Source organism: Pontibacter virosus (assembly GCF_003096355.1).
GTDB classification, from domain to species: domain Bacteria; phylum Bacteroidota; class Bacteroidia; order Cytophagales; family Hymenobacteraceae; genus Pontibacter; species Pontibacter virosus.
On sequence record NZ_QEKI01000007.1, the window covers coordinates 127081 to 140609 of the forward strand.

The following is a 13529-nucleotide window of genomic DNA, read 5'->3' on the forward strand; positions in this document are numbered from 1 at the left end:
TTATAAAATCCCCATTCGCTCAAGCTTCATTCTCAATTCCTCAGGAGATCTAAAATGAATTGACTCTATACCTAATTGTTCAGCAGCTTTGATGTTGCGGAGGTTGTCGTCGATGAACAGAACTTCAGTTGGCTGCAAGTTGTACCTGTTCAGCAAGGTATGGTAAAAGCTGTGGTTAGGCTTTCGATCTTTTTCAGTGCCAGATACAACAATGCCGTCGAACCAGCCGAGGAAGTCGTAGCGCTCCAGGGCAATTGGAAATAGTTCAGCCGACCAGTTGGTGAGGGCGTACAACTTGTGCTCGTCACGTGACTTCATCTCACGTAAGATTTCTACAGAATCATGAATTGGGCCGCCCAGCATTTCCTCCCAGCGACCATAGTAGGCTTTGATGTTCTCTTCATGCTCCGGGTGTTTGGCAATCAGGTAGTCATTGGCTTCCTGAATCGTGCGGCCGGCATCCTGTTCTTCATTCCACTCAAAGGTGCAGACGTTCTCCAGGAAATGATGCATCTCTGCTTCGTCATCGAAAATCTTGCGGTACAGGTGATGCGGGTTCCAGTCGATCAACACGGCGCCGAGGTCCCAGATGATGGTTGTTTTCATGGTAAGCTTTGATATATGAATTGAATTTTGCTTTACGAGTTTAGTTTTCGGGTGATGTCATCTTTTTCGATAATACACTATCATAAAGCTTAACTCCTATTTTGAAAAACTTGAGCCCTATCGCGAGCATAACCCAGTGGGCTAGGGTTAAGATCATGATGAAGACAGGTATAAAGCCTATCGAAATAGCAAACCCCTTGAAACCAGTATACTGTTGTGCATTCATGGTTGCCGGCACAATGTCAAGCCAGGCCAAAATGCCCATCAAAAAAGCTATAGGAATATAAAAGCCGGTACTGCATATCAGAATTAGCTTAAACAAGGACCTGGAGTTATGGGATAGGTATGCTCACACAGGTTTGAGTGAAATTATAGACTACCCAAAATATGTGTCTTTCAGGTTAATCACTAACAAAGAGTGGTAAAAACCCTTATTTTTACCAAAGCACCATAGTCCATCACCCTTGTCTATACCTACGCCCATACTGCAGGTCACGGATCTCGAAACCACTTTCTCCACACGCCAGGGTATAGTCCGAGCGGTGGGCAAGGTGTCGTTTGTGGTATACGCGGGTGAGGCGGTGGCCATCGTGGGGGAATCAGGTTCAGGTAAGTCGGTGACGGCACTGTCGCTGATGCAACTACTCGATACCAGTGCACAAGTAAATGGGAGGGCAGAGTTTCAGTCGGAGCGGCTGGGAGCGGTGGACTTGTTACAACTGAAAGAAAAGCACTTGCAACAGATCCGAGGCAATGAAATGGGCATGATTTTTCAGGACCCGTTGTCTTCGCTCAACCCTGTCTATACCTGTGGACAACAAGTGGCGGAAGTGCTCTTGTGGCACCGCAAAATTTCCAAAAAGGAGGCTAAGGAACGTGTGTTACAGCTTTTTGAACAAGCCAGACTCCCGCAGCCTGAGCAAATTTACGATACTTATCCACACCAGATTTCAGGCGGGCAGAAGCAACGGGTGATGATTGCCATGGCCATGGCCTGCGAACCCGCTATCCTGATTGCCGACGAACCGACCACCGCGTTGGATGTGACAGTGCAGGCCCGCATGCTCTCGCTGATTGACGAGCTGCGGGTGAAGCAAAACATGGCGGTGCTGTTCATCAGTCACGACCTGGGTGTGGTGGCCGAGGTTGCTGACCGCGTGCTGGTGATGTATAAGGGGCGCATTGTGGAGGAGGGCAAAGTGCTTGACATTTTCACTAATCCGCAGCATCCTTATACCAAAAGCTTACTCGCCTGCCGACCTACGTTGAGCACCAAGCCGCAGGTCAAACTGCCAACGGTGGCCGACTTCATGGAGGAAAACGAGCAAGGTTTAATCCGCGAGAAAAAGCCGCAGGTGTATGAACCCTCTTTGGTGGATGTAGTGAATGCCTATGTGGGCACAGTCTCCGGTATAAAGCAACAGCGCGACAACAGCCAGAAGCCGCCCTTGCTGCAGGTGCAGGACTTGCAGGTATACTTCCCCATCAAAAAAGGGATTTTCTCCCGCACCATTGGCCATGTGAAAGCTGTAGACAGCGTGAGCTTTGAGGTGAAGCACGGCGAGACTATTGCCTTGGTGGGAGAGTCGGGGAGCGGCAAGACGACACTGGGGCGGGCGATTCTGCGGCTGATGGAGCCAACGGCGGGGAGCGTGCTGTTCGAAGGCAACGACATAGCCCGCATGAACGCGGAAACCCTGCGTCGGAACCGCCGCCATTTTCAGATGATCTTCCAGGACCCCTATACCTCGCTCAACCCCATGCACACCGTAGGGGAGGCCATTGTGGAGCCCATGCGTGTGCATAAACTCTATGGAAGCGATAAGGAACGCCGTGGAAAGATGGTAGAACTGCTTGAGAAGGTGGGCCTTAATGCCGGCCATGCGCAACGTTATCCACAGGCTTTTTCGGGCGGGCAGCGGCAGCGCATTGCCATTGCACGGGCCTTAGCCTTGCAGCCGAAACTGCTAATCTGCGATGAGTCGGTGTCGGCGCTGGATGTGTCGGTGCAGGCGCAGGTGCTCAATTTACTGAATGAGCTCAAGCGCGATTTCAACATGACCTTCCTTTTCATTACCCACGACTTAGCTGTTGCCAGGCACATGGCCGACCGCATTCTGGTGATGCACGAGGGCCGCATCGTGGAACAAGGTATACCGGCGCAACTTTTCCAGAATCCGCAGCATGAGTATACCCGCTCGCTTCTGCAGGCTATACCCAGCGGTGAGCCCGAGGCTATTATAGCGGCACAGGAGAAACGGTCAGTGCTCAAATCAGGTATAGCGCAGTACCAGGATTAATATACCCACGCGTATAGCCTATATATAGACTTTTCTCTATAAATTCACCTGAAATTGATCTGGCTTTAACCTTAGTCTGCCTTGTGGGCGTATAGAGGCTAAACTATTTCAACCAATGATTGCATGGCCTGGGGTGCGGCATACCTGCACCGGCCAATAGAAACAAGATACATGAGAAGTAAAAGACCAAGCAAAGGCGGCAGAGACAAAGACAGCCGCAACGAAAAAGGCGGCTCCCGCAGAGGCGAGTCTTCCAGAAGAGAACCATCCGCAGGTAGCGGCTCCCGCAGAGGCGACGGCCGCAAAGGCGGCGGCAAAGACCGTTCAGCCAAAGGCATTGTACTGGAGATGTTTTCCAGCAGCCCCGACACCGTATTCACCCAGCGCCAGATGACCCGCCGATTAGGTGTGGTAGATAAGAAAGGCCGCGACGAGCTACAGGTTATTGTCAACAACCTCGTGCGTGAGAATAAATTGCTGTTGATAGACGGCGACAAATACCAACTCAACCTGCGCGTCAACATCATCACAGGCCGTGTAGACCTGGCCAATAGCAAATATGCCTACATTGTGTCGGAGGAGACCGAAGACGACGTGCGGGTGTTCCGCGAGCATTTGAAGTACGCCATGGATGGTGATCTCGTGAAAGTGGAAGTACTGCCAACCGTGCACGGAGGACGTGCCGAAGGTATGGTGGTAGAGGTACTGGAGCGTTCACGCACCGAACTGGTGGGCCTGATGGAGCTTACCAAAAACTTTGGTTTTGTGGTGCCCGACTTCAAGCGACTCTACTTCGACGTATTTGTGGGCGAGCGTAACCTCAATGGCGCGCAGTCAGGCGACAAGGTGCTGGTAAAGATCATCGAATGGCCAAAAGAGCCAGGCAAGAACCCAACCGGTGAAGTGATTCGCGTGTTTGGCCCGGCCGGAGAGCACGAGGCCGAAATTCACTCCATCATGGCCGAGTTCGGACTGCCGTTCGAGTTCCCGGAGGCTGTAGAAGAAGAAGCCGAGCAGATATCGGATAAGATACCAGCCGGTGAGATTGCCAAGCGCCGCGACATGCGTGACGTGACCACCTTTACCATCGATCCTGCCGACGCCAAAGACTTTGACGACGCCCTTTCCATCCAAAAACTCGAAAACGGTAACTGGGAGATTGGTGTGCATATCGCCGATGTTACCCATTATGTGCATCCCCGCAGCTTGCTCGAGAAGGAAGCTTTCCACAGAGCCACGTCGGTATACCTTGTGGATAGAACCATCCCGATGTTGCCGGAGCGCCTTTCTAACGGCCTTTGCTCGCTTCGCCCGAACGAAGAGAAGCTGACTTTTTCTGCTGTTTTTGAGCTGGATGATAACGGTAAACTGTACAACGAGTGGTTTGGCCGCACGATTACGTATTCTGACCGCCGCTTTTCCTACGAAGATGCGCAGGAGCGCATTGAGTCCGGTGAGGGCGACTTTGCCGAGGAGATCAACATCCTGAACAACATCGCCAAGAAACTGCAGGAGAAGCGCTTCAAAAATGGCGCTATCAGCTTCGAGACAACGGAGGTGAAATTCAATTTGGATGAGAATGGCAAGCCGCTTTCTGTTTATGTGAAGGTGCGCAAAGACGCCCACAAGCTGATCGAGGAATTCATGCTCCTGGCAAACAAAAAGGTGGCTGAGTTTGTCTACGGCTTAGGCAAGGGCAAGAAGCGCCCGACCATGGTATACCGTACCCACGGTTCCCCGGATCCTGACAAGTTGAGCACGTTCTCTATTTTCGCCCGCAAGTTCGGCTACAAAGTAGACCCGGATGGCGACATCTCCGAAGAACTTAACAACCTGACCCATGAAATTGAGGGCAAGCCCGAGCAAAGCGTGCTCCAGAACCTGGCGATTCGTACGATGGCCAAGGCCAAATATAGCACCGAGCCGGAGGGGCACTTCGGTTTGGCTTTCGACCACTACTCGCACTTCACGTCACCGATTCGTCGTTACCCGGATATGATGGCGCACCGCCTGTTGCAGCATTACCTGGACGGTGGCACTTCGGAAGACAAAGAGGCTTTTGAGGAGCGCTGCCGCCATTCTTCTGAGATGGAGAAAAGGGCTGCCGACGCCGAGCGTGCTTCCATTAAGTACAAGCAGGTGGAGTTCATGAAGGACACCATCGGCAACCAATACAAAGGAATTGTGTCTGGTGTGACAGAATGGGGTATATTTGTAGAGATTGAAGAGAACAAGTGCGAAGGTATGGTGCGCCTGTCGAGTCTGAACGACGACTACTACGAGCTGGACGCCAACAACTACCGCATCATTGGTCGTCAGTCGAAACGCATTATCTCTTTTGGCGACGAGGTGATGGTCGAGATTGTGAGCGCCAACATGGCCGAGCGCACCATCGACATGGAACTGGTGGAAACCCTTAAAAGAAATTAATACATCCTGTGGATATTACGCAGCTTTCAACCCAGCTTAACCAAACCCTAAATACGCTCCGCTATGGCGAACAGCCGGCGGAATTGTACGAGCCCATCCGCTACATCATGTCGCTGGGCGGAAAGCGGATAAGGCCCTTACTGGTGCTTCTGGCTGCAAAAATGTATGATGATGATGTGGAAAACGCGCTATTGCCTGCTGCGGCAGTAGAGGTTTTCCACAACTTCACGCTCATGCACGACGACATCATGGACAAGGCCCCACTGCGCCGCGGACAGCAAACTGTGCACGAAAAGTGGAACGCCAATACCGCCATCCTGAGTGGTGACGTGATGCTGGTGCGCGCCTACGAAATGATGCTGGGTATAGCGTCCGACAAACTGGGTAAAGTGCTGCAGTTGTTCAGCAAAACAGCCGCTGAGGTATGCGAAGGCCAGCAACTCGACATGAACTTTGAGCGCCGCGAGCAAGTGAGTATTGAGGAGTACATCCACATGATCACACTCAAGACGGCCGTGCTTTTAGGGTTCAGTCTGGAATTGGGTGCCATTCTGCAGGGAGCCCCCGACAGCGATGCTGAGCACCTGAAGCAATTCGGCGACAACGTAGGCATCGCCTTCCAGCTGCGCGATGATTTGCTGGACGTGTATGGCGATAAAGACAAATTTGGTAAGCAAGTAGGCGGTGATATTCTGTCTGACAAGAAAACTTTCCTGATGCTGACAGCTTTGGAACAAGCCAACCAGGAGCAACTGCAAACCATCCTCAACTGGCGCGATAAAACAGGAGCTGACACAGCCGAAGAAAAGGTACAAGCCATTACCGCCGTTTACGACCAGCTCAACATCCGAAAGCAAACCGAGCAACAAATCGATTTCTATTTCCAGCAAGCGCTGTATCACCTAGAGGCCGTGCAAGTCCCAATTGAGCGTAAAGCTACCATTCATGGGCTGGCGCTGCAGTTGATGGAAAGGGATTCATAGAATTGTTAAATTGTTGGTTCGCAGATATTGAATCCTCAGGTATAGATTCGCAGGTATAGCGAAGTATACTTACTAGCATAGCGGTTTAAACTGTAGGTATAGGAGAGGACTTTATAGCTATAGATAGATGTCAGAAGGTGTAGGGGAGGTCTTCAGATTACTTTAGCTTATACCAGAAAGCCAAATCAATTAAGCGGCACCCGATAAAATGGGAGTGCCAGCAAAAGTCAAGCGTTTGAGAGTCCAGTACGTCATTCGCTCAATCGAAATAAAACAACCACTCATTCGCTAATTCACTCAATCACTCAATAGAAAAAAATGAGCGTTACCATCATCCTGATTATCATTACAGTAGGCATTTCGTGGTATGCCTGGAAAAACTACGAGCTCATGCAGAACTGGATTTTTCATCCGTACTCTGTGGTGCGCGATAACTCGTGGCATCGCTTCCTGACTTCAGGTTTCCTGCACGCCGACTATACCCACCTGTTCTTTAACATGTTTACGCTATACTTCTTCGGCAATGCGGTGGAACGTACATTTGGCGCTATTTATGGCGATGTAATGGGCATTGCTATTTTCCTGCTGATTTATGTAGGCGGCATCATCGTGTCAGATATCCCGACCTTCCTGAAACACCGCGATGACCCGGCTTATCGTGCCTTGGGCGCTTCGGGTGGTGTGGCTTCCGTCGTGTTCTCGAGCATCCTGTTTTACCCGACGCAGGATATCTGCCTCTATGCCATCCTGTGTATACCAGGCTTCATTTTAGGTATTCTATACCTGATGTACTCTTACTTCAAGGGTAAAAGCATGGGCGACAACATCAACCACGATGCCCACTTATACGGGGCAGTCTATGGGCTTTTGATTACACTGGCACTGGTGCCAAAAGCGGGTCCGCTGTTTATTGAGCAAATCAGTACCTGGCGCTTGTTCGGTTAGGTGTAATTGTACTCTTTTGCACTGGTTCTCCAAAATTTAATTCAGGCTGAGAGTCGATGGATTCCGTATAAATGTTAAAGACAAGCATTTATACCGATGAAATCGAAACGATACTATCTATACCTTGGAATAGTACTTTTTATAGCCTCTTTTCTGGTAGGCAAACCAGCCTCGGCACAGAATAACAATCTGGAACGCACGACAATTATGGAGTACGTTATCAACGAGCGCCCTGTGCTGGCGGAGCTTTTGACCACGGCGGGTATGGCTCCCACTCTTTCCGGCAGTACGGCCTATACCTTGCTGATGCCTCCCGAAGCACGTTTACAGGAGTTAAAAGGGCAATCCGTAGAGAAAATACGCGCTGTGATGGCAGCTCACCTGGTCAAAGGCACTCTGTCCGGAACTGACTTTAAAGAGGGGAGCCGCTTACAAACCTATGGTGGTACTACACTGAATGTGTGCCGTAAAAAGGGCAGTACCCTGCTAAACGGCGTGCAGTTACGCATAGCCGACATTGCCCTCCGAAATGGTATGGTACACGAGTTAGGTGGGGTGCTACAACCTTAAAAAGAAGAGAATAAACAACCAAAATTCAAGATTGTACAGCATTACCTCTTATATGGCTACTCATCCTTGAATAGGTATCATGCGTTTATTGAGCGATTGCGTATGCTATATCTAAGCCCTGCATGGATAGCAAAAAGCCACATACCGACCCCTGTCTAACGACCCAACAGAATGTTGCAAGTAATTCGTGTTACGAAATAGGCTATGACGGCATTAGGAACAGAATATACTTCAGCATACTTGGCTTTTGGAAAAACACCGACAGCGTACCTGACTTTCTGAAAGATTGGGACAGAGCTTTGCAACTGGTTGCGCCCGGTTTTACTCTGCTCATCGATATGCGCAGCATGATCACCCATCCACAACAACTCAATGGTATACACGAAGAGTCGCAGCGCAGAATGCAGGTAGCCGGACTAAGCAGGATTGCCAATGTCATGCCTATCGATAGAATTGCTAGTCTGCAGGTAACGGATAGTATAAAGAAGATCGAACTGCCTTCTCAACATTTCGAAACCTGCGAAGCGGCTCAGGATTGGCTCGACAAAACAATGGTATAACACTCGCCTTTCTGCAGCATTTCTTTTTACATCACTGCTTTTTTCCTTTCCGCTAATTCCGATCTTTTGTAACTGTTTGGCTTCAAATGCAGTTATAGCTACCAATTATTTCTCCTCTTGTCTGTGGCAATGCTAGGCCTCCTGACTAGCAGCATACAAGGTCGGTTCTATCCTTAAATAGCGAGCATGACGTACGAGATCGGCGTAGTTCTGTCTGTGATAGCGGTGGCTGTGGTGCTTTTCGTCAGCGAGAAGCTCTCCATCGATACGACAGCTATTCTGGTTATGTCACTCTTCATGATGCTCGGCATACTCACGCCCGCCGAGGGACTTGCCGGTTTCAGCAATCCTGCCACCATCACAGTGGCTTGTATGTTCATCATCAGCACAGCGATTTTTAAATCTGGGGCCTTGAGCAGTGTGGGTGTGTTACTCACCCGGGTTGGGCGCCAAAATTACCTGCTCTGTTTACTGGCAGTTATGCTGGTGGCGGGCCTGTTGTCCGCTTTTGTTAACGACACGGCGGTGGTGGCTCTGCTCATGCCTATGGTGATACAGGTAGCGCGCGACACCCGCATCAGTCCTGCCAAACTGTTGATGCCACTCTCTTTCGGAGCACTTTTGGGTGGCGTCTGCACTCTTATCGGCACCTCCACCAACATACTGGTGAGTGGTATAGCCGAGGCGCAGGGAGAAGCCCCCATCGGGATGTTCGAACTATCGTCTGCCGGGATTTTTTTTCTGATAACCGGGGTGCTTTACATGCTATTTGCGGGCCGCTTCCTGCTGCCTACCCGCAAGGTGGCTGATGACCTGACAGAAGATTTCAACATGGGCGACTACCTGACCGAAATCGTGCTGTTGCCCAATTCGCCCTCGGTAGGTATGCCGCTCAGCAGTTCCAGTCTGGTGCAGAACCTCGACATAGACGTGCTGCAGGTTACCCGCGACAAGTACAAGCTCAACGCCACGCCCTATACCATGCTGCGGGCCGGCGATGTGCTAAAGGTGCGCTGCGATGTGGAGAAGCTCAAGAAAATGAAGGAGGAAAAGGGCATCAAATTGAAATCGGAGCGGAAGCTCAATGATGAGGATTTGAACAATGCCAACTCAAAGCTCTACGAGGCCATCGTTACGCCCAACTCATACATGGTAGGCAAGTCCCTGAAAGAACTTGACTTCAGGGCCTATAACCACGGAGCCACGGTTGTTGCCATCCGTCACCGCGACGAAATTCTGCACGAAAAACTCACTCACACGCAGCTCTCGGCCGGCGACGTGCTCCTGATTTCGGCCGACAAGAGCCAGGCTTTAAACCTGCGCAACAACGAGGACATTCTGCTTATCTCCGAAACAGAGCGCAGCCACTACGATTACAGCAAGATTATACCTGTACTGATCATAGGGGTAGGCGTGGTGTTTACAGCGGCCACAGGGTTGGCGCACATTGTGCTCAGTGCATTGGTAGGCGTGGTGTTGCTGGTGCTCACCAAATCCATCCGCCTCGACGAACTCTACAAGGCCATTGAGTGGAAAGTGATTTTTATGCTGGCCGGTGTGCTTTCCATGGGTACGGCCCTAGAAAAGACCGGTGCTGCCAGTCTGCTCTCAGGCTATCTGGTCAATTCGATAGGTAGTTACGGGCCGCATGCGCTTTTGTCTGCCTTCTTCTTCATCACCTTTATGTCTACCAATTTTATGTCGAACAACGCCACGGCGGCCCTGTTGGCACCCATTGCCATCGTGGCTGCCAAAGAGATGGGAGTGAGCGTGCGCCCTTTTCTGGTGGCGGTGGCCTATGCAGCCTCCCTTAGCTTCATGACGCCCATGGGCTATCAGACCAATACCATGATTTACGGACCGGGGAATTACAGATTTGTAGACTACCTGCGTGTAGGCACGCCGCTCAATATCCTGCTATGGCTGGTGGCTTCGTTTATCATACCTTTTTTCTTTCCGTTTTAAATTGTTCCACGTGGGACAGAATTGCTTAACTGTTCGCAGTGCAATGTTGAGTAATGTGCCGTTGTAATGGCGAATTTAATTAACTTGTTAGCAGGTATGCCTGTACACAGGAAAAGCTGTAAAAGGGCAACTGAAAAGAAAGCGATTGTACAACGCAATATCATCCAACCATGGGAGAGGACCTGTTTCTGATCTTACTGGCAGTGCTGAGTCTGGCCTGTGTGATACTGGTTTGGCATTTTATGGCGGAGGATGAATAAAATACGGCTTTGCGTGCTGCTTTCAGTAGGTGTGCTGTATGCCGCTGCGGGTTATGCCCAATCTCCTGCAAAAGAAGTAATACACCAGCAACTGGTCTGGCTCTCTTATGCTAACACGCTCAAATTCCACCCAAAGTGGTCGCTGACGTCCGAAATACATGAAAGGCGCTTTATAAACCCCAACAGGCACCACCAATTCGTGCTGCGCTCGCAAGCCCGTTACGCGCTAGGCGAAAACTGGGAGGCGGTGGCAGGCTTTACGTATTTCCGGCAAAGCCCGAACGATCCCAAAGCTACACAAAGACTGGTTGTGCCTGAACTAAGGCCGCACATACAGTTTAACTACAATCAGCCGCTTGGAAGGTTAACCATTACGCACAGGTATAGGGCCGAGAAGCGCTTCTTTCGGAACACAAGCAATGGAGAGCTGGCCCCCGGATATAACACGAATTACCGCTTCAGGTATAGGCTAGGTATAGAGTACCGATTGGCAGAGATTAACGAACAGCCGCTCAAGCTCAAGTTAAACGATGAGATCCATGTAAATGCCGGCAACAAGATTGTGTACAACCGCTTCGACCAGAACAGGATCTATGCTGGGTTGAGCTACGGTGTTTTAGATAATCTGGAAGTGGAAGCAGGCTACCTGCACTGGTACCAGCAACGGGCAGCGGGCAACCAGTTCTACAACCGGCACATCGCTCAGCTAACCATCTCCCACAGAATAGATTTAACGAAAAAACAGATGGGTGCGGAAGACTAAGGTATGCCTGGTCCGCACGAAAGCGTGCTAAGTATAAAGTCTGATTAGACCTGAGGAGAATAAAACACGCTCAAAAAATAAAGGGCATTTGGTTTTGACGCTTAGCATGCAGAACTCAGTTGGCCTTAATCAGGAAATCTTTTGTCCTGATACGTGCCTACAGATACCCTTTCGCCTGTAGCGCAAACAACTCGGCATATTTGCCATTCTGCGCCAGGAGCTCTTCATGCGAACCAAGCTCTTTGAGCTGCCCCTGCTCCAGAAACAGAATGCGGTCAGCCATGCGTACCGTAGAAAAGCGGTGGGAGATAAGCACGGCTGTTTTACCGGCAATCAGTTCTGAGAAGCGCAGGAAAACCTCGTGCTCGGCGCGGGCGTCGAGTGCTGAGGTGGGCTCGTCGAGGATGAGCAGCTGCGCGTCGCGCATATAAGCCCGGGCCAGCGCCACCTTCTGCCATTCCCCTCCCGACAGTTCCACGCCTTTGTTGAAGCGCTTGCCCAGCACCTGCTCATAGCCATCCGGCAGACGCTGTATCACGGGGTCGGCCAGGCTCTTCTGCGCAGAGCCCTGTATGCGGTCGCGGTCTGCGATGTTGCTGATCTGCCCGATGGCAATGTTGTCGGAGGCTGTCATTTGAAAGCGCACATAGTCCTGAAAGATGATGCCAACCTGGTGGCGTAGATCGTTGAGGTCGTACTCGCGCAGGTCGACGCCGTCGAGTAGAATACGGCCCTCGGTAGGTTCGTAGAGGCGGGCCAATAGCTTGACCAGTGTTGTTTTGCCAGCCCCGTTCTCGCCTACCAGCGCTAGTTTCTCGCCAGCCCGAAGGTGGAAGGAGAGGTAGCGTACCGCCCATTTTTCGCTGTTGTGGTACTTAAAGCCGACATTCTCAAAGGTAAAGCCTTCTTTTATAGGTCGTGGAATTTGCAGTGGATTGGCAGGCGGCGTGATCTGCGGTTTCAGCTCCAGGAAGTCAAAAAGATCCTGCAGGTATAGGGCACTCTCGGCAATCTGCGAAAAGCGCGTCATGATGCCCTGCAGCAAGCTGCGCATGTTGCTGAACGAGCCTGCCAGGAAGGTGAGCGTACCCACCGTAATAGCCCCTGCCACCGTCTGTGCCAGTATAAAAATATAGGCGCCATAATAAGCCAGCGTACCCAAAGAGGAGAGGGCGCTTCCCCACACGGCCCGCCGCACGATCAGGCTTTTGTTTAAGGCATAGTAGCGGTCGGAGAGTTGTTTAAAACGGGTTGCCAGGAAGCCCGATAGGTTGAAGGTTTTGATCTCCTTCGCCGTTTCGTCGGAGGCGCCAATGTAGCGCAGGTAGTCGAGTTCGCGGCGCTCAGGCGTCCAGGAGCGGGAGAGGGAATAAGTACGCTCGTTGAAGTGCGTCTCACCCAAAAAAGAAGGTATAACGGCCACCAGCAAAATCAGGATAAGCCAGGGATTGAAGGCAATCAGGCCCACGGCCAGGAACGCGATCGTGACCATATCCTGTAACTGCGAGAGCACCTGCGACATGAGCACCACCCGCGTGATGGTCTGCCGACGGGCCCGCTCCAGTTTGTCATAGAACGTTGCGTCTTCGAACTGCGCGAGGTCCAGTCGGGCGGCGTGCTCGATAAGCTGCACCGAGGTATTGTTGGAGAAAAGATCGCCCAACAGGCTGTCGAGCAGCGTGATGCCCCGGTTGAAGATATCTGAAAGGATAGCCAGGCCCAGTTCTGCCGCCACCAGTATCCAAAGAAAGCTCAGATCGCGCTCTCCGGTTACGGCAATCAGCCCGATCACCTCGTCGATGATCAGCTTGCCCACATACAGCATCGCCAAAGGTATAGCCGACTTGACAAGGCGAAGCAGCACGTTGCCGATGGTCATGCTCGGGCTCGTATTCCAGATCAGGCGGAAGAATTTGGGCAGGTTTTTCAGGGCGCCCACCTGTTCGCGGAAGCTCTTCTTATCATCTGTCTGATTCGCCCCACGGGCACCTTTGCTCGGTCTGTTCATCGTCAATCTATACCTGAAACCTATACCTATACCGAAAAAATGGGCTTATGTTTTCGCCCTGCCATCTTACCATAACAAAAGCTGTAGTATTTAGGTCTGCACCCAGATGCTTTTTTCGAACTTATCTTTATTTTTAGGC

General features: G+C 51.1%; 10 protein-coding genes. 8 read left to right on the forward strand and 2 right to left on the reverse strand.

The annotated features are described in order from the left end of the window. Complete coding sequence (locus C8E01_RS12565; RefSeq protein WP_116543793.1) at positions 1–606, reverse strand: HAD family hydrolase; 606 nt, start codon at positions 604–606, stop codon at positions 1–3. Between the two features lie 464 nt (positions 607–1070). Between C8E01_RS12565 and C8E01_RS12575 the strand changes: the two genes are divergently transcribed. From C8E01_RS12575 to C8E01_RS12610, 8 genes are all read left to right on the forward strand, one after another. Further along, the gene (locus C8E01_RS12575; protein WP_116543795.1) at positions 1071–2906 is read left to right on the forward strand and encodes an ABC transporter ATP-binding protein; all 1836 of its coding nucleotides are present in this window, start codon (positions 1071–1073) and stop codon (positions 2904–2906) included. Positions 2907–3077: 171 nt separating this feature from the next. Further along, the gene (rnr, locus tag C8E01_RS12580) at positions 3078–5336 is read left to right on the forward strand and encodes a ribonuclease R (protein ID WP_116543849.1); all 2259 of its coding nucleotides are present in this window, start codon (positions 3078–3080) and stop codon (positions 5334–5336) included. An 8-nt stretch (positions 5337–5344) separates the two neighbouring features. Beyond that, a complete protein-coding gene (locus C8E01_RS12585; protein ID WP_116543796.1) occupies positions 5345–6319 on the forward strand; it encodes a polyprenyl synthetase family protein in 975 nt (324 codons plus the stop codon). Between the two features lie 318 nt (positions 6320–6637). Continuing rightward, on the forward strand, positions 6638–7264 hold the full coding sequence (locus C8E01_RS12590) for a rhomboid family intramembrane serine protease (protein ID WP_116543797.1): 627 nt from the start codon (positions 6638–6640) through the stop codon (positions 7262–7264). Positions 7265–7360: 96 nt separating this feature from the next. Next, on the forward strand, positions 7361–7834 hold the full coding sequence (locus C8E01_RS12595) for a fasciclin domain-containing protein (protein ID WP_116543798.1): 474 nt from the start codon (positions 7361–7363) through the stop codon (positions 7832–7834). Between the two features lie 122 nt (positions 7835–7956). Next, complete coding sequence (locus C8E01_RS12600; RefSeq protein ID WP_116543799.1) at positions 7957–8394, forward strand: SIR2 family protein; 438 nt, start codon at positions 7957–7959, stop codon at positions 8392–8394. Between the two features lie 186 nt (positions 8395–8580). Further along, entirely contained in the window at positions 8581–10359 is a 1779-nt protein-coding gene (locus C8E01_RS12605; protein WP_116543800.1) for an SLC13 family permease, read from the forward strand. A gap of 252 nt (positions 10360–10611) precedes the next feature. Next, entirely contained in the window at positions 10612–11382 is a 771-nt protein-coding gene (locus C8E01_RS12610; protein ID WP_116543801.1) for a DUF2490 domain-containing protein, read from the forward strand. 157 nt (positions 11383–11539) lie between these two features. On the opposite strand, the gene C8E01_RS12615 is transcribed toward C8E01_RS12610, so the two are convergent. Further along, positions 11540–13390 (reverse strand): ABC transporter ATP-binding protein, encoded by a 1851-nt coding sequence (locus C8E01_RS12615; RefSeq protein WP_116543802.1) that lies wholly within the window; start codon positions 13388–13390, stop codon positions 11540–11542. Positions 13391–13529: the final 139 nt, after the last annotated feature.

Excerpts from the sequence above, each read along its gene's own strand:
- C8E01_RS12615 (WP_116543802.1), bottom strand. The coding sequence starts at position 13,390 with ATGAACAGACCGAGCAAAGGTGCCCGTGGGGCGAATCAGACAGATGAT.
- C8E01_RS12600 (WP_116543799.1), top strand. The coding sequence starts at position 7,957 with ATGGATAGCAAAAAGCCACATACCGACCCCTGTCTAACGACCCAACAG.
- rnr (WP_116543849.1), top strand. The coding sequence starts at position 3,078 with ATGAGAAGTAAAAGACCAAGCAAAGGCGGCAGAGACAAAGACAGCCGC.
- C8E01_RS12565 (WP_116543793.1), bottom strand. The coding sequence starts at position 606 with ATGAAAACAACCATCATCTGGGACCTCGGCGCCGTGTTGATCGACTGG.
- C8E01_RS12610 (WP_116543801.1), top strand. The coding sequence starts at position 10,612 with ATGAATAAAATACGGCTTTGCGTGCTGCTTTCAGTAGGTGTGCTGTAT.
- C8E01_RS12590 (WP_116543797.1), top strand. The coding sequence starts at position 6,638 with ATGAGCGTTACCATCATCCTGATTATCATTACAGTAGGCATTTCGTGG.
- C8E01_RS12595 (WP_116543798.1), top strand. The coding sequence starts at position 7,361 with ATGAAATCGAAACGATACTATCTATACCTTGGAATAGTACTTTTTATA.
- C8E01_RS12605 (WP_116543800.1), top strand. The coding sequence starts at position 8,581 with ATGACGTACGAGATCGGCGTAGTTCTGTCTGTGATAGCGGTGGCTGTG.